This window comes from Burkholderia sp. MSMB1078WGS, from assembly GCF_001528895.1.
Classification (GTDB): domain Bacteria; phylum Pseudomonadota; class Gammaproteobacteria; order Burkholderiales; family Burkholderiaceae; genus Burkholderia.
On the sequence record NZ_LPDI01000085.1, the window covers coordinates 135,659 to 157,822 of the forward strand.

The following is a 22,164-nucleotide window of genomic DNA, read 5'->3' on the forward strand; positions in this document are numbered from 1 at the left end:
CGTCGCTCACAGTTGCGATTCGATCGGAAACAGCCCGAGAAACCACACTTCCATGCGCCGCGGGACGGATACCTCCGGCTCGTGATCGATCTCGGTGATCTTCCCGTCCACGTCCGTCTGAATCCACTTGAGCCGCCCTCTGCCGGCCGGATCGGTTCTCGCGTCGACACGCCATGCAATCTGGTCGAGCCGCGCCTCCAGATCGTTGGCGACCTGCGACGCAATCGCCGGGCTCTCGCAGTAAACGCCGATCTCCGTATTGAGGTTCAGCGAGCGCGGATCGAGATTCATCGACCCGATGAAGATGCTCGTGTGATCGAACACGTAGGTCTTGGCGTGCAGCGACGCGCGCGACGAGCCGACGATGACCTGCTTCGAAATGCTCTTGTCGCCCGATGGCCGGCGCTCGTAAAGCCGCACGCCCGCGTTCACCAGATCGCTTCGATAGCGCCGGTAGCCGGCATGCACGGCCGCCACGTCGGTCGACGCGAGCGAATTGGTCAGCACCGTCACGCGCACGCCGCTCGCCACGAGCGCGCGCAACCGCGCGACCACCTCCTTGCCCGGCACGAAATACGGCGATACGATCAGCAGGTCGTGCCGGGGCTGCAACGCAAGCGCGCGCAACTGTGGCATCAGGTGCCCGTCGCTGTCCTTCGGCGCGTGCGCGATCTTCGACGGATCGTCGTACAACACCGTCGCATGCCCCCACGACAACTCCGTGCCCTGCCCGTGGACGATCCGGTCGAGTCGCTGCCGGGCCTCGAGCACGTACGGATTGTCCTCCATCGCCCTCAGGTAGTCGCGCAACCGCTCGCGTTCGCGATCGAGCCCGCCCGGCGCCGCATCGTGCCCGACCAGCGTATCGATCGGATACGCATACGGCGAATTCCAGAACGTATCGAATTCCGTCGAGATGTCCTTCACGACCGGGCCGTGAACGACGACGTCGAGATCGCCGAACTCCAGCATCGATGATGCACCGAAATATTCGTCGCCGATATTGCGGCCGCCGACGATCGCCGCCTGGTTGTCCGCGATCATCGCCTTGTTGTGCATGCGCCGGTTGACGCGCGAGAACTCGAACACGGTGCCGATCTTCTTGAACCGGCGCGTAGCGACCGGATTGAACAACCGGATCTCGATGTTCGGATGCGAGCTGATCTCGAGCAGCTTGCGGTCGTCCGCGTTGGTGCCGAGATCGTCGAGCAGCGCGCGCACGCGCACGCCGCGATCGGCCGCGCGAATGATCGCATCGGCCAGTTCGTGCCCGGTCAGGTCGTCGTGCCAGATGTAGTACTGCAGGTCGAGCGAGCGGTCGGCACGGTCGGCGAGCAGCACGCGCGCATCCAGCGCATCGACCGGATCGGTCAGCAAATGGAACGCGTCCTGCCCCGGATGGGCGGCGGCCTGCTGCTGGAACGCGACGCCCAGCCGCGTATTGTCCGTATCGGTGAATGCATGCGTCGGCGTGCGATCGGCCAGCGGCGGCAGGCTCGCGCACGCAACGAGCATCAGCAACGACAGAATCGCACCCCACGAACGCAGCATGATCATGTTGGCCGCCCCCAAGGTCGGGCGAAGTCGGATTGTGTTTGTTCTGGCTGGCTGCCGGACGAAGCGCGGCACGGGTCCACGGTACGCGCGCTGCGGACCAGCGTGCGACCGGATCGCGCTACAGCATACTTCGATTGATATCGGGGCGGCACGCTTTCGGTGTTTCCGCGGTGGCGAAGATGCGACAGGCGGCGCCGGCACGAACGCGTTCAATACGTTCGACACATTCAGGCGGCGCACCAAAGAAAAACCCGCGACGCCGTGCGGCATCGCGGGTTTCGAGGCTTCCCCGGACAACCGTGGAAGCGAATCTGGTGGGCCCCCCGGGAGTCGAACCCGGCACCAACGAATTATGAGTTCGCTGCTCTAACCAAGCATGAGCTAGGGGCCCAGACGAGAAGCAAAGCGTGCTACACGCTGCCCCGACAACGAGGCCGGGCCGGCATTGTAACAACAAAGACGACAAAGGGAACGAACGCCACCGGCATCATGCGGATACCGGCGGCGTTCGCGGCACGGAGGCTGGAAATCAGTTCCCTTCGAGGAACGACTTCAGCTTGTCGGAACGGCTCGGGTGACGCAGCTTGCGCAGCGCCTTGGCCTCGATCTGACGGATGCGCTCGCGCGTGACGTCGAACTGCTTGCCGACTTCCTCGAGCGTGTGATCGGTGCTCATCTCGATACCGAAACGCATCCGCAGCACCTTCGCCTCGCGCGGCGTCAGCGAATCGAGCACGTCCTTCACGACGTCGCGCATGCTGGCATGCAGCGCGGCATCCGCCGGCGCGACCGTGTTGGTGTCCTCGATGAAGTCGCCGAGATGGGAATCGTCGTCGTCACCGATCGGCGTTTCCATCGAGATCGGCTCCTTCGCGATCTTCATGATCTTGCGGATCTTGTCTTCCGGCATCTCCATCTTTTCGGCGAGCGTGGCCGGATCCGGCTCGAGGCCGGTTTCCTGCAGGATCTGCCGCGAGATGCGGTTCATCTTGTTGATCGTCTCGATCATGTGAACCGGAATACGGATCGTGCGCGCCTGGTCGGCGATCGAGCGCGTGATGGCCTGACGGATCCACCACGTCGCATAGGTCGAGAACTTGTAGCCGCGACGGTATTCGAACTTGTCCACCGCCTTCATCAGGCCGATGTTGCCTTCCTGGATCAGGTCGAGGAACTGCAGGCCGCGGTTCGTGTACTTCTTCGCGATCGAGATCACGAGACGCAGGTTGGCCTCGGTCATTTCGCGCTTCGCCTGACGCGCCTTCAGTTCGCCGGCCGCCATCTGGCGGTTGGTTTCCTTCAGGTCCTTCAGCGGCAGCACGACACGCGCCTGCAGGTCGAGCAGACGCTGCTGCTGTTCGCGGATCGCCGGAACGTTACGCGACAGCACCGCGCTGTACGGATGGCCTTCCGCGGCGATCTTCTCGGCCCAGTCGAGATCCGTCTCGTTGCCCGGGAAGCGCGCGATGAATTCCGAGCGCGGCATGCCGCACTTGTCGACGACGATGTGCAGGATCTGACGCTCGACCTGGCGCACTTCGTCCACCTGCGCACGCAGCGTGTCGCACAGGCGTTCGACGGTGCGCGCGGTGAAGCGGATCGTCATCAGCTCGCTCTGGATCGTTTCCTGCGCCTTCAGGTAGGCCTTCGACTTGTAGCCTTCCTTCTCGAACGCGCGGCGCATCTTGTCGAACCACTCGCTGATCTGCGCGAACTTTTCGAGCGACGCGCGCTTGAGGGCTTCGAGCTGGGCGGCGTTGGCCGATGCCTGCGCGGCACCGTCGTCTTCCTCCTCTTCCTCTTCTTCCTCTTCCTCTTCGGCTTCCTCGTCCTCGTTCTCGATGGCTTCCGCTTCCTTCGCGGAGAAGCCGTCCGTATCGGTGGAGTCCGAAGCATTCGGATCGAGCAGGCCGTCGACGAGCTCGTCGACGCGGATCTCTTCGTTCGCGACGCGTTCGGCCATCGCGAGGATGTCGGCGATCGTGGTCGGGCACGCGGAGATGGCCATCACCATGTGGCGCAGGCCGTCCTCGATCCGCTTCGCGATCTCGATTTCGCCTTCGCGCGTGAGCAGCTCGACGGTGCCCATCTCGCGCATGTACATCCGGACCGGATCGGTCGTACGGCCGAATTCCGAATCGACGGTGGACAGCGCGACTTCCGCTTCCTCTTCGACTTCATCGTCCGACGACGCGGCGGGCGCGTTGTCGTTCAGGAGCAGCGTTTCCGCGTCCGGCGCCTGCTCGTATACCGCCACGCCCATGTCGTTGAACGTGCCGATGATGCCCTCGAGGGCTTCGGTCTCGGTGAAGTTGTCCGGCAGGTGGTCGTTGATTTCGGCGTACGTGAGGAAGCCGCGCTCCTTGCCGAGCTTGATCAGCGCGCGCAGCTTCACGCGGCGCTCTTCGAGCTCCTCGGCCGTGCCCGGCGTGCTCGTCGCGAACGCTTCCTTCAGCAGCGCCTTTTCCTTGGCGCGACGATCGCGCACCTTGGATTTGCCCGGTGCAGCCGCGGCTGCGGGCTGCTCGTCGCTCTGATTTGCGTCGTCTTCGACGGATACTTCGTTCAGCTTTTTGGTCATGGAGTTCGCCGTACCGGCTATATCGACTCGCGGCTGCTGGACGACAGCCGGTTGAACCGTGGGTGCATGAGTAGTACGTACTGCCGTTTCGTCCGCGTCGGCAGTCGTGTCCCTTGCGCTTTTCGCACTTGCCCGCTTCGCCGCCGGCTTGGCCGGCCCGGAGTCGGGTCTGGCGGCAGCCCGTGTTCTGGCTGCCGGCGCCGGCGCAGCCTGAGCAGTGCCGGCCGCGGTTTTCTTTCCCGCAGGAGCTGACGTGGCTGAAGACGTTGTCCTGGCGGAAGAAGCAGACTTGGCCGCTGTGACCTTCTTGGTCGGCTCCGTCGAGCCCTTGCCTGTTGCTTTCTTTCCGCCTGTCGTCTTTGCCATCGCGATTCTCGCCTCTGCTTGGAAAACAAACCGCTGGAAACCTTATATTATAGCACGCTGGGGAACCCTCTCTAAGCGCCCCGGCCGCCTACAGCCCGAGCCGACGCTTCATGTCGGTTCGCTGCTGGTTCAATTCCGTCAATTCGGCCAATTCCTCGGGGGTGAAGGTGGATTGCCGCGCCAGCCTGTCCAGCCGGTCGCAGCAGGCGTCATAGCGCATCTTGAGCACCGCTGCCTGCAGCTCCTCCCCCGCAATCCGCTCCTGCTCACGCTGCCGCTCGGGCACCGTCTCGTCTTCCGGATTCTGTAACAGCAAATCGCGGACGTTTTCATCATAGTCCAGAATTTCGCGGAAGATTTCCTCGTAAGTCGCCGCGTTCGAGGACGTCCTCAGGACATCCGACAGCAGCCGGAACTCCGCGCCGTCGCCCAGCGCACGCGCATGATCGACGACTTCCGCGAACAGCTCGCCGATGCGCGGCAGCGCGCGCAGGGTCGCAATCTGTTCGTCGTCGAGCTGCGATGCGACGCGCGGATGCATCACCAGCGTGCGCAACGCGCGCTTTTCGCTGTCCGTCACGCGGCGCCGCTCGCTGCGCGCGGGCGCCTGGCGCGGCGCCGCCGCGATACGCGTATCCACGTCCGACAGCGCCGCGACCTCTTCGAACGGGATGTCGAGGCGATCGGCGAACATGTGCATGATCTGCGCGCGCAACGCGTTCGCAGGCAGCGCCTGCAACAGCGGCTTCGCATCGAACAGCGCCTTCGCGCGGCCTTCCGGCTGATCGAGCGCCTTGCCGGCGATTGCTTCGTTCAACAGAAATTGGGACAGCGGCATCGCGCGCTCGACCTGCTCGGAGAACGCGTCCGCGCCGAACTCGCGCACGTAGCTGTCCGGATCGTGCTCGGTCGGCAGGAAAAGGAACCGGATCGTGCGGTTGTCGCCCGCATGCGGCAGGCATGCTTCGAGCGCGCGCCGGGCCGCGCGCCGCCCGGCCGAATCGCCGTCGAAACTGAAAATGACCGTGTCGGTCTGACGCAGCAGCTTCTGCACGTGAATCGGCGTGCACGCGGTGCCGAGCGTCGCGACCGCGTTCGGAAACCCGAGCTGTGCGAGCGCGACGACGTCCATGTAGCCCTCGACGACCAGCACGTACTTGCGCTCGCGAATCGCGAGCCGCGCCTCGAACAGCCCGTACAGCTCGCTGCCCTTGTTGAACAGCGGCGTTTCCGGCGAGTTCAGGTACTTCGGTTCGCCGCTGCCGAGCACGCGGCCGCCGAAACCGATCACCTGCCCCTTCACGTTGCGGATCGGAAACATGATCCGCTCGCGGAACCGGTCGTAGCGGCGCGCAACGCCCTGCGCATCGGTTTTCTCGCTGACGATCACGAGCCCCGCCTCGACGAGCGACTCGTCGCGATAGTCGGGGAACGCGGCCTCGAGGTTCTGCCAGCCGTCCGGCGCATAGCCGAGACCGAAGCGTGCGGCGATCTCGCCGGTCAGCCCCCGGTTCTTCAGGTACTGGATCGCGACGGTCGCGCCGCGCAACTGCTTGCGGTAGTAGTCGCACGCGGCCGTCATCGCGTCGGACAGCGCGGTCGCCACCGATTTCGACACGGGCGCCGGATAGTCGCCGCCCCCGCCTGCGCCCCCACCGCCGCCGCGCATCGACGGCTCGTGCGGCACGGTCAGGCCGACGGATTGCGCGAGCTCCTGCACGGCTTCCGGGAACGTGAGCCCCGCGTGTTCCATCAGGAAGCCAATCGCGGTGCCGTGCGCGCCGCAACCGAAGCAGTGATAGAACTGCTTGGTCGGGCTGACGGTAAACGACGGGCTTTTCTCGTTATGGAACGGGCACAGCCCCATGAAATTGGCGCCGCCCTTCTTGAGCTGCACGTACCGGCCCACCACGTCGACGATATCGACGCGGTTCAGCAAATCCTGCAGGAACGAATGCGGAATCACCGTGGGATCGAGCGAAAAAAGAGGATACGGCGCCCGGCGCACGCATCGCTGGGCGCGCCGGGAACGGGTCTTACTTCGTGAGCGCGGCCTTGACCTGCGCGGAAACGGCCGTCATGTCGGCACGGCCGGCGAGCTTGCCCTTCAGCACGCCCATCACCTTGCCCATGTCCTGCGGGCCGGCAGCGCCGGTTTGCGCGACGGCCGCCTGGACTTCGGCCGCCACTTCGGCGTCGGACAGTTGCGCGGGCATGTAGCCGCCCAGCACGGTCAGCTCGGCCTGCTCCTTCGCGACGAGATCGTCGCGGCCGGCCGCCTGGAACTGGCTGATCGAATCCTTGCGCTGCTTGATCATCTTGTCGATCACGGCCGTGATGCCCGCGTCGTCGAGCGTGACCCGATCATCGACTTCGCGCTGCTTGATCGCGGCCATCAGCAGGCGAATCGTTGCCAGACGCTCGCTTTCCTTCGCGCGCATCGCGGCTTTCATGTCTTCGCTGATCTGCTCTTTCAAACTCATCTTTCACCCGGGATGGAAACGTGAATCCGACGCCCGCGAACGGACGTCAACACAAAAACCCGCTTGGGACAGTGTCTCAAGCGGGTTGCTCGAATCCGGCATCGGCGACTCGCCGCCTGATCGGCTGCGCGATCGCACCCGATCGCGCGGAGTCGCCGGTGCGCCGCTCAGCGAACCGCGCGGCGCCCAATCGTTCAGTACAGCTTCTTCGGCAGCGTCTGGCTGCGAATACGCTTGTAGTGACGCTTCACCGCCGCGGCCTTCTTGCGCTTGCGTTCCGCGGTCGGCTTCTCGTAAAACTCGCGCGCACGAAGCTCGGTCAGCAGCCCGTTCTTCTCGATCGTGCGCTTGAAGCGACGCATTGCAACTTCGAACGGCTCGTTCTCTTTAACGCGAATGATCGTCATGATCCGACACGAATAAAGGTTTGCAGGGAAAGACTACCGAGTATAGCAGAGCGACTGCCCAAAGGCACGGAGCCGCCCCCGGCGCAACGGCGCGGGCCGGTGCGTCAGGCGCCGCGCGCATACTCGGCCGCAGCCTGCCCGGCCGCCGTGCCGGACGCCCACGCCCACTGGAAGTTGTAGCCGCCGAGCCAGCCCGTCACGTCCACCGCCTCGCCGACGAAGAACAGCCCCGGCACGCGCGCGCTCATCATCGTCGCCGACGACAGCTCGCGCGTATCGACCCCGCCTTTCGTCACTTCGGCCTTCTTGTAGCCTTCGGTGCCGTTCGGCGTGAGCGTCCAGCCGGACAGCGCGTCGCCGATCTGGCGCAGCGTCTTGTCGGGCAGGTCCGCGAGCCGCGCGTCGGCCGCGACGCGATGCGTGTCGAGCCACGCGTGCGCGAGGCGCGACGGCACCCAGTCGGCGAGCAGCGAACCGATCTGGCGCTTCGACGTGCGTTTCGCGTCGAGCAGATCGGCCACCGTGTCGCGCTGCGGCAGCAGGTCGACGCGGATCGGGTCGCCGGGCTGCCAGTAGCTCGAGATCTGCAGGATGCCCGGCCCGGACAGCCCGCGATGGGTCAGCAGCAGATCCTCGACGAATTCGCCGCCGCGCTTTTTGTCGCCGGTCGATACGCGCACTTCCAGCGATACGCCCGACAGCGGCGCGAACGGCGCCCAGTCCTGCGGCGCGAACGTCAGCGGCACGAGGGCGGGCCGCGTATCGACGAGCTTGTGGCCGAACTGCTTCGCGAGCCGATAGCCGAAGTCGGTCGCACCGATCTTCGGGATGGACAGGCCGCCGGTTGCGACGATCAGCGCACGCGCACCGATCGGGCCGGCCTGCTGCGTATCGAGCGTGAAGCCGTCGGACGGCGTATGGCGCACCGCGTCGACGACGACGGGCCGGCGCCACGCGATGCCGCCCGCGTCGCACTCGTGCTTCAGCACGTCGATGATCGCGTCGCTGCCGTGGTCGCAAAAGAGCTGACCCTTGTGCTTTTCGTGCCAGGTCACGCGATGGCGCTTGAGCAGCCCGAGGAAGTCGCGCGGCGTATAGCGCGCCAGCGCCGAGCGCGCGAAATGCGGATTCGACGACAGATAGTTGTCGGGCCCGGCATACAGGTTCGTGAAGTTGCAGCGGCCGCCGCCCGAGATGCGGATTTTCTCGGCGAGCCGCGGCGCGTGATCGATCAGCACGACGCGGCGGCCGAGCTGCCCGGCGACCGCGGCGCTCATCATGCCGGCAGCGCCCGCGCCGATCACGGCGATGTCATAGGTTTCCATGGCGCGGATTGTACCTGCCCGGCATCGTGGCCGGGCCGCTGCCAGCGCCGGCCTGCCCTCGCCTGCTATACTTTCCGGTTACGTCGACCTATCTGCGGCGCGTCCGAAACGGCGCGCCCCGCCCGTACCCATGCTCGTTCTCGGCATCGAAAGCTCCTGCGACGAAACCGGCCTCGCGCTCTACGACACGCAGCGCGGCCTGCTCGCGCACGCGCTCCATTCGCAGATCGCGATGCACCGCGACTACGGCGGCGTCGTGCCCGAGCTCGCGTCGCGCGACCACATCCGCCGCGCGCTGCCGCTGCTCGAGGACGTGATGGCGCAAAGCGGCACGCGCCGCGAGGACATCGACGCGATCGCGTTCACGCAGGGCCCCGGCCTCGCCGGCGCGCTGCTGGTCGGCGCGAGCATCGCGAATGCGCTCGCGCTCGCCTGGAACAAGCCGACCGTCGGCATCCACCATCTCGAAGGCCATCTGCTGTCGCCGTTGCTGGTCGACGAGCCGCCGCCGTTCCCGTTCGTCGCGCTGCTGGTTTCCGGCGGCCACACGCAACTGATGCGCGTGACCGACGTCGGCGTCTACGAGACGCTCGGCGAAACGCTCGACGACGCGGCCGGCGAAGCGTTCGACAAGACGGCGAAGCTGATCGGCCTCGGCTATCCGGGCGGCCCCGAAGTCTCGAAACTCGCGGAAACGGGCACGCCGGGCGCGGTCGTGCTGCCGCGCCCGATGCTGCATTCGGGCGATCTCGACTTCAGCTTCAGCGGCTTGAAGACCGCCGTGCTCACGCAGATGAAGAAATTCGAAGCGGCGCAGCTCGAGGGCGAAGCACTCGAACGGGCAAAGGCCGACCTCGCTCGCGGCTTCGTCGATGCGGCCGTCGACGTGCTCGTCGCGAAGTCGCTCGCCGCACTGAAGAAGACGAAGCTCAAGCGCCTCGTGGTCGCGGGCGGCGTCGGCGCGAACCGCCAGTTGCGCGCGGCCCTGTCGGCTGCCGCGGCCAAGCGCGGCTTCGACGTGCACTATCCCGATCTCGCGCTCTGCACCGACAACGGCGCGATGATCGCGCTCGCGGGCGCGCTGCGGCTCGGCCGCTGGCCCGAGCAGGCGAATGCCGACTACGCGTTCACGGTGAAGCCGCGCTGGGATCTCGCGTCGCTCGCACGCTGAATCGCGCAACACAACGCCGCAAGCCGGAAAACAGAAAGGCAGCTCGATTCCGAGCTGCCTTTCTCATTGGCGCGACGAAACGCCGCGGCGTTTATGCAGCGTGCCGCTTGTCGCGCTCGATCAGCGCATACGCGCTGTGATTGTGGATCGACTCGAAGTTCTCGGCTTCGAGCACGTAGGCAACCACCCGCTCGTCCGCATCGAGACGCTGCGCGACATCGCGCACGAGATCCTCGACGAACTTCGGGTTCTCGTACGCACGCTCGGTGACGAACTTCTCGTCCGGACGCTTCAGCAGCCCCCACAGTTCGCACGACGCCTCTTCCTCGGCGATGCGGATCAGCGCCTCGACCGGCAGATCGGCGGCCAACTCCGCATCGATCGTCACATGCGAGCGCTGGTTGTGCGCGCCGTATTGCGAAATCTTCTTCGAGCACGGGCACAGACTCGTCACCGGCACGAGCACCTTCAGGAACAGGCGCGTGTCGCCGTTGCGGCTTTCGCCCGCGAGCGTCACTTCATAGTCGAGCAGGCTCTGCACGCCCGACACCGGCGCCGTCTTGTTCACGAAATACGGGAACGTGACTTCGATGCGGCCGGCCTCGGCTTCGAGCTTCACGAGCATCGACGCGAGCATCGCGCGAAAGCGCTCGACCGTCAGCGGCGCGCGATTCTCTTCGAGCAGCGCGACGAAGCGCGACATGTGCGTGCCCTTCTGATCGGCCGGCAGACGGACGTCGAGGTTCCAGACGCCGACGGTCGGTTGCACGTCGCCGCTTTCGGTGCACACCGTCAACGGATGCCGGACCGCCTTCACGCCCACGCGCTGAATCGGGATCTGACGGGTATCCACCGTGCTCTGCACGTCGGGCATCACGAAGGCGGGGTTCATCTGGTTCATCTTGGTTCAATCCTTGTAAGCCGCGCGTCCGACGACGCGCACGCCGCGTCACGCGGCAGCCGGAAAAGCAACATGGGCCCGCAGGCCCATGTTTTCCGCATCAATGAAGACCGGTTACGCCAGTCGCATCGGCACCGCCCGCGGGCGGTGCCTGCTCATGCGACGCGCTTTGCCTGATCGGCGACATCGGCCGCCGGGCTCAGAAAGCGTTCGCGAATCGATTTCGCGATGCCCGCGCCGTCGAGGCCGCATTGCGACAGCAGCTTCGCGGGGTCGCCGTGATCGATGAACTGGTCAGGGAGGCCCAATTGTATTACGGGTCGGATAACCCCACTCTCCATCAGGGCTTCGACGCAGGCCGAGCCCGCGCCGCCCATCACGCAGCCTTCCTCGACCGTGACGAGGTAATCGTGCGTCTCGGCCAGCTCGCGCACGAGCGCCGCATCGACCGGCTTCACGAAGCGCATGTTCGCGACCGTTGCATCGAGCTCCTCGGCGGCGGCGAGCGACGGTGCGACCATCGTGCCGAACGCGAGGATCGCGACGCGCTTGCCTTCCGGCTGCGACGTCCGGCGACGCACTTCACCCTTGCCGAGCGGGATCTCGGTGAATTCCTTCACCGTCGCCACGCCCGTGCCCGCGCCGCGCGGATAGCGCACCGCGGTCGGGTTCGGTTGCTGCAGCGCCGTGTGCAGCATCTGGCGGCATTCGTTTTCGTCGGATGCGGCCATGATCGTCATGTTCGGGATGCAGCGCATGAACGCGAGATCGTACGCGCCGGCGTGCGTCGCGCCGTCCGCGCCGACGAGGCCCGCGCGGTCGATCGCGAACACGACCGGCAGATTCTGCAGCGCGACGTCGTGGATCAACTGATCGTAAGCACGCTGCAGGAACGTCGAGTAGATCGCGACGACGGGCTTCAGCCCCTCGGTCGCGAGACCGCCCGCGAACGTCACCGCGTGCTGCTCGGCGATGCCGACGTCGTAGTAGCGATCCTTGAAACGCTTCTCGAATTCGACCATGCCCGAGCCTTCGCGCATCGCGGGCGTGATGCCGACCACGCGCGTATCGCGCTCGGCTTCGTCGCACAGCCACTCGCCGAACACCTGCGTGTAGGTCTTCTTCGCGGGCGTGGCCGACGGCTTGATGCCTTCGGCCGGATTGAACTTGCCGGGGCCGTGATAGAGCACCGGATCGGCTTCGGCGAGCTTGTAGCCCTGGCCTTTCTTCGTCACCACGTGCAGGAATTGCGGGCCGCGCAGTTCGCGGATGTTCTGCAGCGTCGGGATCAGCGAATCGAGATCGTGACCGTCGATCGGGCCGATGTAGTTGAAGCCGAATTCCTCGAACAGCGTGGCCGGCACGACCATGCCCTTCGCATGCTCCTCGAGCTTGCGCGCGAGTTCGAGCACCGGGGGCGCGACGCTCAGCACGCGCTCGACGCCTGCGCGCGCAGCCGCATAGAAGCGGCCCGACATCAGGCGGGCGAGATGGCGATTCAGCGCGCCGACCGGCGGCGAGATCGACATGTCGTTGTCGTTCAGGATCACGAGCAGCTTCGCATCTTCCGACACGCCCGCGTTGTTCATCGCCTCGAACGCCATGCCGGCCGTCATCGCGCCGTCGCCGATCACCGCGATCGAGAAGCGGTCGTCGCCGTTCAGCTGGCTGCCGATCGCCATGCCGAGCGCGGCCGAGATCGACGTGCTCGAGTGCGCGGTGCCGAACGTGTCGTATTCGGATTCGCTGCGGCGCGGGAAGCCCGAGATGCCGTCGTACTGACGCAGCGAATGCATCTGGTCGCGGCGGCCCGTCAGGATCTTGTGCGGGTAGGTCTGGTGACCCACGTCCCAGACGATGCGATCGTTCGGCGTGTTGAACACGTAGTGCAACGCGATCGTCAGCTCGACCGTCCCGAGGTTGGACGACAAGTGGCCGCCCGTCTTCGACACGCTGTCGAGCACGAACGCGCGCAGTTCATCCGCGAGCGGTTGCAGTTGGCGACGATCGAGGCGGCGCAAATCCGCCGGGTCGTCGATGGTTTTCAGCAAGTCGTACATCGTCGTTCCATTGTAGGAAATCAAACGCGCCCGCATTCTTTTGCGCGCACCGTGGCATGTGCGCGGCGGCGGGCTTTCGCGTCAGCTGACCCGGTTCACTACCAGGTCGGCAAGTTCGGCGAGACGCTGTGCGCGTGCGCCGAACGGTTTCAGCGCGTCATGCGCTTCGGCGCGCAGCTGCGCTGCCAGCTCGCGCGACGCCTCGAGACCGAGGATCGATACATAGGTCGGCTTGTCGTTCGCCGCGTCCTTGCCGGCCGTCTTGCCGAGCGTCGCCGAATCGGTCGTGACGTCGAGAATGTCGTCGACGACCTGGAAGGCCAGACCCACGGCCCCCGCGTACACATCCAGCGCGGCCATCGTTTCCGCCGACGGCGTCTCGCCGGCCAGCGCGCCCATCCGCACGGCCGCGCGCAGCAATGCGCCCGTCTTCATCCGGTGCATCGTCTCGAGCTGCTCGCGCGTCAGCTTCAGGCCGACGCTCGCCAGATCGATCGCCTGCCCGCCGGCCATGCCGATCGAGCCGCTCGCGAGTGCCAGCTCGCGCACGAGCGCCGCCTGCTGCACCGGCGACAGCGCAGCGGCGTCGGTCAGCGCCACGAACGCCTGCGACTGCAGCGCGTCGCCGACCAGCAGCGCCGTCGGCTCGTCGTACTGCACGTGCACGGTCGGCTTGCCGCGACGCAGCGCGTCGTCGTCCATGCACGGCATGTCGTCGTGCACGAGCGAGTAGACGTGGATCATCTCCAGCGCCGCCGCCGCGGCGTTGCGCGCCGCCTCCGTCGCACCGGTCAGCTCGCCTGCTGCATGGCACAGCAGCGGGCGAACGCGTTTGCCGCCACCGAGGACCGCGTAGCGCATCGCCTCGTGAAGTTTCGCGGGCGTCGCGGTTTCAGCCGGCAGATAGTGGCCGAGTGCGTCCTCGACACGGTCGAGCACGGACCGCATCCATTGTTCGAATGTCATAGATCGTCGTCTTCGCCGTCCGTGGCGGCCGTTCCGGACGAAAGCGGCTTCAGCGTCGCGCCGTCGAGCACGCGAACCTGCTGCTCCACTTTCTCGAGCTGCTGTTGGCAAAACGCAACGAGGGTCGCACCGCGACGATACGCCGCCAGCGAATCCTCTAGGCTCAACGCGCCGCCTTCCATCCGGGCAACCAGCGTCTCGAGCTCCGCGAGCGCCATCTCGTAATTGTCCGGCAACGGTTCGGTGCCATTGCCGGGCGGCGTGGCGCCTGGGGATGCGGTTTTCGCCATGGACGAGGGTGTCAAATTTCAAAACAAGTCGGACATTCTACGGCAAAAGAGAATTTTCCGACCTGCCGTCGTGGGCGCCCGCGCACAATTCCGGCCCCATCTCCGACGCACAGTGTGCGCCTTTCGACGGTCGTCCGACAAAAAATTGACACAAATCAGGCACTTAATCCTAGCCTTGCGGGGCGAACCGGGTATAATTCTCCGTTTCCCTAAATCGATTTTTCGATGGTTGGGTTGTTCACTGCTTTCACGCTAACACCGGGAGTGGGAATGTCCAATCTGAGCGATGCGCTTCAGTTGAAGTCGGCTCACAGCCAGCTTCCAGTCACTGCATATTTCGATGAGGCGCTACTCGAGCGCGAGATCGAAACCCTCTTCAAGAAAGGACCTCGTTACGTCGGGCACGAGTTGATGGTGCCCGAGGCGGGAGACTATTTTGCGCTGCCGTCCGAGAAGGAAGGCCGCGTGCTGGTCCGTAACCAGACGAACCAGATCGAACTGCTGTCGAACGTGTGCCGCCACCGGCAGGCGATCATGCTCAACGGGCGCGGCCATGCGCAGAACATCGTGTGCCCGCTGCACCGCTGGACGTACGATCTGGAAGGCCAGTTGCTCGGCGCGCCGCACTTCCCCGACAAGCCGTGCCTGAACCTCGGCAAGAGCCCGCTGCAGAACTGGCAGGGGCTGCTGTTCGAGGCCGAGGGGCGCAACGTCGCGCGCGACCTCGCCCATCTCGGCACGAAGCATCACTTCGACTTCTCCGAATACCAGTTCGATCACGTCGAAGTGCACGAGTGCGATTACAACTGGAAGACGTTCATCGAGGTCTACCTCGAGGATTATCACGTCGTCCCGTTCCATCCGGGCCTCGGCAGCTTCGTGTCGTGCGACGATCTCAAATGGGAGTTCGGCGACTGGTACAGCGTGCAGACGGTCGGCGTGCACAACGCCCTCGCGAAACCGGGCAGCGCGACTTACCGGAAATGGCACGAGCAGGTGCTGAAGTTCCGCAACGGCGTGCCGCCGGAGTTCGGCGCGATCTGGATGGTCTACTACCCGGGCCTGATGATCGAGTGGTATCCGCACGTGCTGGTCGTGTCGTGGCTGATTCCGCGCGGGCCGCAGAAGACGACCAACATCGTCGAGTTCTATTACCCCGAGGAAATCGCGCTGTTCGAACGCGAATTCGTCGAGGCCGAGCGTGCCGCGTATATGGAAACGGCCGTCGAGGACGACGAGATCGCGATGCGGATGGATGCAGGCCGCCGCGCGCTGATGGCCCGCGGCGAGTCGCAGGTGGGCCCGTACCAGAGCCCGATGGAAGACGGCATGCAGCACTTCCACGAGTTCCTGCGGCGCCACCTCGGCGAGCTCTGACGCAGGTGCGGCGCGTTGGCGCCGCACGGCCGCCGGCAAACGAAAAGACGGGCTTCGGCCCGTCTTTTTTTGTTTAGACTTGGAGTGTCAGGCCATTTGCACTCCAGGGAGCCGTCATGCCACACACTCACTACACCACACTCATTTCCGCCGCCAATCTCGCCGAGCGCCTGGCCGCGGCGCCCGGCAGCGTCGCGCTGTTCGACTGCCGTTTCGATCTCGCCGATCCCGGCGCCGGCGAAGCCGCCTACGCGGCCGGCCACCTCCCCGGCGCGCACTATCTTCATCTGGACCGCGACCTGTCGGGCCGCAAGACGGGCACCAATGGCCGCCATCCGCTGCCGACCCGCGACGCGCTCGCGACGCTGCTCGCCAGCCGCGGCCTCAAGCAGGGTCAGCAGGTCGTCGCGTACGACGCGCAAGGCGGCGCGTACGCGGCGCGCCTGTGGTGGCTGCTGCGCTGGCTCGGCCATGATTCGGTTGCCGTGCTCGACGGCGGCCTGCAGGCCTGGGAAGCGGCCGGCCAGCCGCTGACGACCGACGTGCCGCAACCGGCCGCCGGCGACTTCCGCTCAGCCACGCCGCTCGAGTCGACGGTCGATGCAGCGGCCGTGCTCGCGAACGTGTCGTCGCCCTCGCGCGTCGTGATCGATGCCCGCGCACCGGATCGGTATCGCGGCGAAAATGAAACGATCGATCGGGTGGGTGGCCACATTCCCGGGGCGCGCAACCGCTTCTTCAAGGACAACCTGACCGCCGACGGCCGCTTCAAGACCGGTCATGAATTGCGCGAGGCATTCACGACCGTGCTGGCCGGCACCGAGCCGAACCGCGCGATCCTGCAATGCGGCTCCGGCGTCACCGCATGCCACAACGCGCTGGCGCTGGAAGTGGCGGGCCTGCACGGCGCGTCGCTGTACCCCGGCTCGTGGAGCGAGTGGAGCGCCGATCCGTCGCGACCGATCGCGACCGGCCCGAATCCTTGAGCCCCCGCGCTGCGCGACGAGGATGAAGCGGCGGCCGATGCCGCGGCGGCCGGTGCCGCGGCGGCAGTTGCCTTCGCTCGCCGCTTACATCACGCCGTACTTGTGGAACCACTCGATCGCGCGCTTCCAGCCGTCCTCGGCATCACTTTTCACGTAACTCGGCCGGTAGTCGGCGAAGAACGCGTGACCGGCATCCGGATACACGACGATCTCCGATTCGCGCGCGAGCTTCGAATCGCTCGCCTGGATCGCCTTGCGCATGTCCGCGAGCGACGCCTGCGTGATGTTCTGATCCTTCTCGCCGTACAGCCCGAGCACGGGCACCTTCAGCAACGACGCGTGGTCGACCGGGTTGAACGGCGTCATCTCGTCGGTCTTGCCTTCGACGAATCCGTACCACGCCACGGCCGCCCGCACGTGCGGATTGTGTTCCGCATACAGCCACGCCTGGCGGCCGCCCCAGCAGAACCCGGTCACGCCGAGACGCGTCAGGTCGCCGCCGTTCTTGCCGGCCCACGCGACGGTCGCATCGAGATCCTCGGTGACCTGCCGGTCCGGCACCTTGCTGATGATGTGGTCGTAAAGCTCCTTCATCGTCGGATACTTCGCCGCGTTGCCCTGCCGGGCGAACAGGTCGGGCGCGATCGCGAGATAGCCGAGCTTCGCGAAGCGCCGGCACACGTCGGCGATATGCGCGTGCACGCCGAAAATCTCGTGAATCACGATGACGACCGGCAGGTTCGTCTTGTCGACCGGCTGGGCGCGATAAGCCGGCACGCTCGCATCGCCCGAGCGGATCTCGATGGTGTCGACGTCCAGCCCTGCGCTGTCGGTCGTGACCGTCTGCGCCGACACGGGCAGCACGGCCGCCGCGAAGGTGCCGCCCAGCGCGGCCTGCATGAACTTGCGGCGCGAGAACGGGACATGGGGGACCAGGCTGTCGACTTCGGGTTTCAACATGAATGCACTCCTCGATTGGGCGCCGCCGTCACGATCGCGGATACGCCATGACGGGGCATCGCACCGGCGCGCGGCGCGGATGTCGCGGCGGTTGGCACTCCGCCGCAAACGAAAACCCGGACAAGATGCCCAATAATCCGTTGTCGCGTCAACTGTCGGATGTGTAAGACTCGATTACGACGCGTAGCGGCGATCGAATCGACACCGCGTGGCAGCCTGCCAACGGCCTGCCGAATCACCGCGCGGTTGCGCCTATCGACGTGCATCGCGCGACCGAATCCTTGCGAATCGAAAAGAAAAACGGGCGGCGAACGCGCGCGACGTGCGCATTCTCCACCCGCTCCGCATGCGAGTACACGAGTACGCGCTCAGTGCAGCTTCACGCGCGGCAGCGTCGTGCGCCGCAGCCAGTGCGCAACCGTGTCGAGCATCATCCGCGGATAACCGTGCAGCGCCGCGACGTGCAGCCGGTACAGCGACATGTACATGAAGCGCGCGAACAGCCCTTCGATCAGCATGTTGCCGCCGATCAGCCCGCCCATCAGATTGCCGACCGCGCTGAAGTGACCGAGCGACACGAGCGAACCGAAATCGCGATACGTGAATTCGGGCAGCGGGCGCCCCTCGAGCCGGCAGCCGATCGCCTTCAGCAGGAAGCTCGCCTGCTGGTGCGCCGCCTGCGCGCGCGGCGGCACGTTGCGCTCGTTGCCGGGCCATGCGCAGGCCGCGCAATCGCCGAGTGCGAACACGTTGTCGTCGGTGAAGGTCTGCAATGTGCGGCGCACGTCGAGCTGCCCGAGCTTGTTGACCTGGAGGCCATCGAGGTGCGACAGCACGGACGGCGCCTTGATGCCGGCCGCCCAGACCGTCAGGTCCGCGCGCACGACCTTGCCGCTCGCGGTATGCACGAACCCGGGCGCCACCTCGGTCACGCGCTCGCCGAGCATCAGCCGCACGCCGAGCTTCTCGAGCAGTTCGGCCGTCGCCGCCGACACGCGCTCCTGCAGTGCCGGCAGAATCCGCGGCCCCGATTCGATCAGCACGATGCCGACGTCGTTGCGCGGATCGAGCTTGTGCAGCCCGTACGCGGACAGCACCTGCGCGGTATTGCGCAGTTCCGCCGACAGCTCGACGCCCGTCGCGCCGCCGCCGACGATCACGACCTGGATGCGCGGCTCGGCCGCCCCGCCGGGCGCGGTCGGCACCGGCGCCTGGTGCTCGGCACGCATGCATGCCGCGATCAGCCGCTTGCGGAAGCGTTCGGCCTCCCCGACCGTATCGAGTGCGATCGCGTTTTCCGGTGCGCCCTGCACGCCGAAGAAGTGGGTCGTGCTGCCGATCGCGATCACGAGCGTGTCGTATTCCAGCTCGCGCGCCGGCAACAGTTCCGCGCCGTCGCTGTCGTTGAGGGGCGACAGCATGAGACGCTTCGCCGCGCGGTCGAGCCCGGACAACTCGCCCTGCTGGAACTCGAAGCCGTGCCAGCGCGCCTGCGCCGCATATTCGAGCTCCTGCGTGAACGGGTCCATGCTGCCGGCCGCGACCTCGTGCAGCAGCGGTTTCCAGATGTGTGTCGGATTGCGGTCGACGAGCGTGACAAGCGCACGCGCGGGACGATTGCCGCGCGCGCCGTAACGATCGCCGAGCCGCGTCGCCAGTTCCAGGCCGCCCGCGCCTCCGCCTACGATGATGATCCGATGCATCCGATTCCCCCTTTGCGATTCGAAACTGCTGCCGCCGGATGAAGCAAACGCGATGCATTCGCGCCGTCCGGTGGATTAACCGGTTCGGACATCATCGATGTGCAGTTCGAAACACCTCGATGCGGCCGATCCGGAACGCGGGCGCGCCGCCCCGCGTCAATGACATGACTGACATGCATTGTCCGGGAGCTTGCGCGTTGACCACAAGCAAACCATCTCGATATTTGGCATCCCTGCAACAATATGCCGCAGGAAACGGGGCGCGCTCGGGGGTGCGTCAGTGTGCCTCTTCCCAGTTCGCGCCGGCGCCCACTTCGGCGACCAGCGGCACCTTCAGCTTCGCGACGCCGCACATCATTTCCGGCAATTTCTCGCGCACCAGCGACAGCTCGCTTTCGGGCACCTCGAGCACCAGTTCATCGTGCACCTGCATGATCATCCGCGACGCAAGCCGGTCACGCGTGAGCCAGTCGTCCACCGCGATCATCGACAGCTTGATCAGGTCGGCCGCCGTGCCCTGCATCGGTGCATTGATGGCCGCGCGCTCGGCCGCCTGGCGGCGCGGCCCGTTGCCGCCGTTGATCTCTGGCAGCCACAGGCGGCGACCGAAAACGGTTTCGACGTAGCCCTTCTCCTTCGCGGTCGCGCGCGTGTCTTCCATGTACTGCGCGACGCCCGGATAGCGGGTGAAATAGCGGTCGATATAGAGCTTCGCCGCGTCGCGCGTGATGCCGAGGTTCGACGCGAGCCCGAACGCGCTCATCCCGTAGATGAGCCCGAAGTTGATCACCTTCGCGATCCGGCGCTGGTCGGAATTGACCTCCAGCGGCGTCACGCCGAACACTTCGGCGGCCGTCGCGCGGTGGATGTCCTCGCCCTGCGAGAACGCGCGCAGCAGCGACGCGTCGCCCGAGATATGGGCCATGATCCGCAATTCGATCTGCGAATAGTCGGCCGACACGATCCGGTGGCCCGGCGCGGCGATGAACGCCTCGCGGATGCGCCGGCCTTCGGCCGTGCGCACCGGAATGTTCTGAAGATTGGGGTCGTTCGACGCAAGGCGGCCCGTCACCGCGACCGCTTGCGCATAATTCGTGTGCACGCGGCCGGTGGCGGGGTTCACCATGCGCGGCAGCTTGTCGGTATAGGTCGACTTCAGCTTCGACAGCCCGCGATGCTCGAGCAGCAGCTTCGGCAGCGGGTAGTCCTCGGCCAGCTTCTGCAGCACTTCCTCGTCGGTCGACGGCGCGCCGCTCGGCGTTTTCTTCACGACCGGCAACTGCAGCTTCTCGAAGAAAATCTGCCCGATCTGCTTCGGCGAGCCGAGATTGAATTCGCCGCCCGCCAGTTCGTACGCCTGCCCTTCGAGCTCGATCAGACGCGTCGCAATTTCGGTGCTCTGCGCCTGCAGGCGCGCATCGTCGATCAGCACGCCCGTACGCTCCATCTTGCGCAGCACGAGCGACACCGGCATCTCGATCTCGCGATACACGCGCTCGAGGCCCGGCTCGCGCGCGACCTGCGGATACAGCGCGTGATGCAGCTGCAGCGTGATGTCGGCGTCTTCGGCCGCGTATTCGGCGGCCTGCGCGAGCGCCACTTCGTCGAAGCCGATCTGCTTCGCGCCCTTGCCGGCCACGTCCTCGTACTTGATCGTCTTGACGCCCAGATGACGCAGCGCGAGGCTGTCCATGTCGTGCGTGCGATGCGATTCGACCACGTACGATTCGAGCAGCGTGTCGTGCTCGATGCCGTTCAGTTCGATGTCGTAGTTCGCGAGCACCTGTGCGTCGTACTTCAGGTGCTGGCCGACCTTCTTGCGATCGGCCGATTCGAGCCACGGCTTCAGGCGCGCGAGCACTTCGTCGAGCGGAAGCTGCTCGGGCATGTCGGGGCCGCGGTGCGCGACCGGCAGGTAGGCCGCCTTGCCCGGCTCGACCGAGAACGACAGGCCGACGAGCCGCGCAAGCATCGGGTCGAGCGCGGTGGTCTCGGTGTCGAACGCGGTCAGCGCGGCCGCATCGATCTTCGCGTACCACGCGTCGAACTGCTCCCACGTCTGGATCGTGTCGTATTCGCGCACGACGTCGGTCGCGATCACCGGTGCCGGCTCGCCTTCCGGCGCATCGGCGCCGCCGCCTTCCGCGGGTGCGCTGTCGACTTCGCGCAGCCAGGTCTTGAAGCCATAGCGCGCGAAGATGTCGCGCAGCAGCTCGCGCGCCTCGCCGTCGCTCTTCAGCGATGCTTCGATCGATTCGAGATGCGGCGCGAGATCGCAGGCCGTCTCGACCGTCACGAGCTTGCGACCGAGCGGCAGGAAATCGAGTGCGCGGCGCAGGTTGTCGCCGACCACGCCCTTGATCTCGGCCGCGTGTTCGATCACGCCGTCGAGGCTGTCGTATTGCGACAGCCATTTCACGGCCGTCTTCGGCCCGCATTTCTCGACGCCCGGCACGTTGTCGACGGTGTCGCCGATCAGCGCGAGGTAGTCGATGATCCGCTCGGGCGGCACGCCGAACTTCGCGATCACGCCGTCGCGGTCGAGCGTCTCGTTGGTCATCGTGTTGACGAGCGTGACGCGCTCGGTCACGAGCTGCGCGAGATCCTTGTCGCCGGTCGACACGATCACGTTCATTCCGTGCTGCTCCGCTTCGCGCGCGAGCGTGCCGATCACGTCGTCGGCCTCGACGCCTTCGACCATCAGCAGCGGCCAGCCGAGCGCGCGCACGGCGCCGTGGATCGGCTCGACCTGCAATGCGAGGTCGGGCGGCATCGACGGACGGTTTGCCTTATAGTCGGCATAAAGGTCGTCGCGGAACGTCTTGCCCTTTGCATCGAACACGCAAGCGCTATACTCTGCACTGACTTCCTTGCGCATACGGCGCAGCATGTTGATGATTCCGTAGAGCGCTCCGGTCGGCTCCCCGCCAGGGCCACGCAAATCAGGCATCGCATGGTAAGCCCGATACAGATAGCTCGAACCGTCAACCAATAGCAGGGTCTTACCTTCCAGATTTCGTTCTTCAGGCAT

Annotated in this window: 16 protein-coding genes and 1 tRNA gene; 3 read left to right on the top strand and 14 right to left on the bottom strand. The window is 65.8% G+C overall.

What is annotated here, in order from left to right:
• Positions 1–6: 6 nt before the first annotated feature.
• The 7 genes from WT24_RS21090 to WT24_RS21120 all read right to left on the bottom strand — a co-directional run bounded on the left by WT24_RS21090 (position 7) and on the right by WT24_RS21120 (position 8,728).
• Positions 7–1,557 (bottom strand): phospholipase D family protein, encoded by a 1,551-nt coding sequence (locus WT24_RS21090; RefSeq protein ID WP_060035766.1) that lies wholly within the window; start codon positions 1,555–1,557, stop codon positions 7–9.
• A gap of 312 nt (positions 1,558–1,869) precedes the next feature.
• A tRNA-Ile gene (locus WT24_RS21095) sits at positions 1,870–1,948 on the bottom strand.
• A 138-nt stretch (positions 1,949–2,086) separates the two neighbouring features.
• Entirely contained in the window at positions 2,087–4,504 is a 2,418-nt protein-coding gene (rpoD, locus tag WT24_RS21100; protein ID WP_080747667.1) for an RNA polymerase sigma factor RpoD, read from the bottom strand.
• Between the two features lie 88 nt (positions 4,505–4,592).
• Positions 4,593–6,470: a DNA primase gene (gene dnaG, locus WT24_RS21105; RefSeq protein ID WP_059793965.1), complete on the bottom strand. Its 1,878-nt coding sequence runs from the start codon at positions 6,468–6,470 to the stop codon at positions 4,593–4,595.
• Positions 6,471–6,540: 70 nt separating this feature from the next.
• Entirely contained in the window at positions 6,541–6,987 is a 447-nt protein-coding gene (locus WT24_RS21110) for a GatB/YqeY domain-containing protein (protein WP_006479409.1), read from the bottom strand.
• Positions 6,988–7,181: 194 nt separating this feature from the next.
• Positions 7,182–7,394 carry a 30S ribosomal protein S21 gene (gene rpsU, locus WT24_RS21115; RefSeq protein WP_006479415.1) on the bottom strand — a complete coding sequence of 71 codons (213 nt, stop codon included), beginning with the start codon at positions 7,392–7,394 and terminating at the stop codon, positions 7,182–7,184.
• 104 nt (positions 7,395–7,498) lie between these two features.
• Positions 7,499–8,728, bottom strand: coding sequence for an NAD(P)/FAD-dependent oxidoreductase (locus tag WT24_RS21120; protein WP_257127272.1), 1,230 nt, complete (start codon positions 8,726–8,728; stop codon positions 7,499–7,501).
• Between the two features lie 121 nt (positions 8,729–8,849).
• Here WT24_RS21120 and tsaD point away from each other — a divergent pair, with 121 nt between their 5' ends.
• Positions 8,850–9,890 carry a tRNA (adenosine(37)-N6)-threonylcarbamoyltransferase complex transferase subunit TsaD gene (gene tsaD / locus WT24_RS21125; RefSeq protein WP_059501203.1) on the top strand — a complete coding sequence of 347 codons (1,041 nt, stop codon included), beginning with the start codon at positions 8,850–8,852 and terminating at the stop codon, positions 9,888–9,890.
• 91 nt (positions 9,891–9,981) lie between these two features.
• Here tsaD and folE2 read toward each other — a convergent pair whose 3' ends face one another.
• The 4 genes from folE2 to WT24_RS21145 all read right to left on the bottom strand — a co-directional run bounded on the left by folE2 (position 9,982) and on the right by WT24_RS21145 (position 14,107).
• Positions 9,982–10,791: a GTP cyclohydrolase FolE2 gene (folE2, locus tag WT24_RS21130; protein ID WP_006479422.1), complete on the bottom strand. Its 810-nt coding sequence runs from the start codon at positions 10,789–10,791 to the stop codon at positions 9,982–9,984.
• A gap of 155 nt (positions 10,792–10,946) precedes the next feature.
• Positions 10,947–12,851 carry a 1-deoxy-D-xylulose-5-phosphate synthase gene (dxs, locus tag WT24_RS21135; protein WP_059501204.1) on the bottom strand — a complete coding sequence of 635 codons (1,905 nt, stop codon included), beginning with the start codon at positions 12,849–12,851 and terminating at the stop codon, positions 10,947–10,949.
• Positions 12,852–12,932: 81 nt separating this feature from the next.
• Positions 12,933–13,817, bottom strand: a complete 885-nt coding sequence (locus WT24_RS21140; RefSeq protein WP_059501205.1) for a polyprenyl synthetase family protein — start codon at positions 13,815–13,817, stop codon at positions 12,933–12,935.
• Entirely contained in the window at positions 13,814–14,107 is a 294-nt protein-coding gene (locus tag WT24_RS21145) for an exodeoxyribonuclease VII small subunit (RefSeq protein ID WP_006479428.1), read from the bottom strand. The genes WT24_RS21140 and WT24_RS21145 overlap by 4 nt, the downstream gene beginning before the upstream one ends.
• 270 nt (positions 14,108–14,377) lie before the next feature.
• Between WT24_RS21145 and WT24_RS21150 the strand changes: the two genes are divergently transcribed.
• Positions 14,378–15,484: an aromatic ring-hydroxylating dioxygenase subunit alpha gene (locus WT24_RS21150; RefSeq protein ID WP_059501206.1), complete on the top strand. Its 1,107-nt coding sequence runs from the start codon at positions 14,378–14,380 to the stop codon at positions 15,482–15,484.
• A 116-nt stretch (positions 15,485–15,600) separates the two neighbouring features.
• Positions 15,601–16,470 (top strand): sulfurtransferase, encoded by an 870-nt coding sequence (locus tag WT24_RS21155; protein ID WP_059501207.1) that lies wholly within the window; start codon positions 15,601–15,603, stop codon positions 16,468–16,470.
• A gap of 84 nt (positions 16,471–16,554) precedes the next feature.
• Here WT24_RS21155 and WT24_RS21160 read toward each other — a convergent pair whose 3' ends face one another.
• The 3 genes from WT24_RS21160 to polA all read right to left on the bottom strand — a co-directional run bounded on the left by WT24_RS21160 (position 16,555) and on the right by polA (position 22,164).
• Entirely contained in the window at positions 16,555–17,430 is an 876-nt protein-coding gene (locus WT24_RS21160) for a dienelactone hydrolase family protein (protein WP_059501208.1), read from the bottom strand.
• A gap of 368 nt (positions 17,431–17,798) precedes the next feature.
• Complete coding sequence (locus WT24_RS21165; RefSeq protein WP_059501209.1) at positions 17,799–19,133, bottom strand: NAD(P)/FAD-dependent oxidoreductase; 1,335 nt, start codon at positions 19,131–19,133, stop codon at positions 17,799–17,801.
• Between the two features lie 277 nt (positions 19,134–19,410).
• Positions 19,411–22,164: a DNA polymerase I gene (polA, locus tag WT24_RS21170; RefSeq protein WP_060035767.1), complete on the bottom strand. Its 2,754-nt coding sequence runs from the start codon at positions 22,162–22,164 to the stop codon at positions 19,411–19,413.

What these genes read in the sequence shown, in the direction of transcription:
- WT24_RS21090 (WP_060035766.1), bottom strand. Translation starts at nt 1,557, where the DNA reads ATGATCATGCTGCGTTCGTGGGGTGCGATTCTGTCGTTGCTGATGCTC.
- rpoD (WP_080747667.1), bottom strand. Translation starts at nt 4,504, where the DNA reads ATGGCAAAGACGACAGGCGGAAAGAAAGCAACAGGCAAGGGCTCGACG.
- WT24_RS21110 (WP_006479409.1), bottom strand. Translation starts at nt 6,987, where the DNA reads ATGAGTTTGAAAGAGCAGATCAGCGAAGACATGAAAGCCGCGATGCGC.
- rpsU (WP_006479415.1), bottom strand. Translation starts at nt 7,394, where the DNA reads ATGACGATCATTCGCGTTAAAGAGAACGAGCCGTTCGAAGTTGCAATG.
- tsaD (WP_059501203.1), top strand. Translation starts at nt 8,850, where the DNA reads ATGCTCGTTCTCGGCATCGAAAGCTCCTGCGACGAAACCGGCCTCGCG.
- folE2 (WP_006479422.1), bottom strand. Translation starts at nt 10,791, where the DNA reads ATGAACCAGATGAACCCCGCCTTCGTGATGCCCGACGTGCAGAGCACG.
- dxs (WP_059501204.1), bottom strand. Translation starts at nt 12,851, where the DNA reads ATGTACGACTTGCTGAAAACCATCGACGACCCGGCGGATTTGCGCCGC.
- WT24_RS21140 (WP_059501205.1), bottom strand. Translation starts at nt 13,817, where the DNA reads ATGACATTCGAACAATGGATGCGGTCCGTGCTCGACCGTGTCGAGGAC.
- WT24_RS21145 (WP_006479428.1), bottom strand. Translation starts at nt 14,107, where the DNA reads ATGGCGAAAACCGCATCCCCAGGCGCCACGCCGCCCGGCAATGGCACC.
- WT24_RS21150 (WP_059501206.1), top strand. Translation starts at nt 14,378, where the DNA reads ATGTCCAATCTGAGCGATGCGCTTCAGTTGAAGTCGGCTCACAGCCAG.
- WT24_RS21155 (WP_059501207.1), top strand. Translation starts at nt 15,601, where the DNA reads ATGCCACACACTCACTACACCACACTCATTTCCGCCGCCAATCTCGCC.
- WT24_RS21160 (WP_059501208.1), bottom strand. Translation starts at nt 17,430, where the DNA reads ATGTTGAAACCCGAAGTCGACAGCCTGGTCCCCCATGTCCCGTTCTCG.
- WT24_RS21165 (WP_059501209.1), bottom strand. Translation starts at nt 19,133, where the DNA reads ATGCATCGGATCATCATCGTAGGCGGAGGCGCGGGCGGCCTGGAACTG.
- polA (WP_060035767.1), bottom strand. Translation starts at nt 22,164, where the DNA reads ATGCCTGAAGAACGAAATCTGGAAGGTAAGACCCTGCTATTGGTTGAC.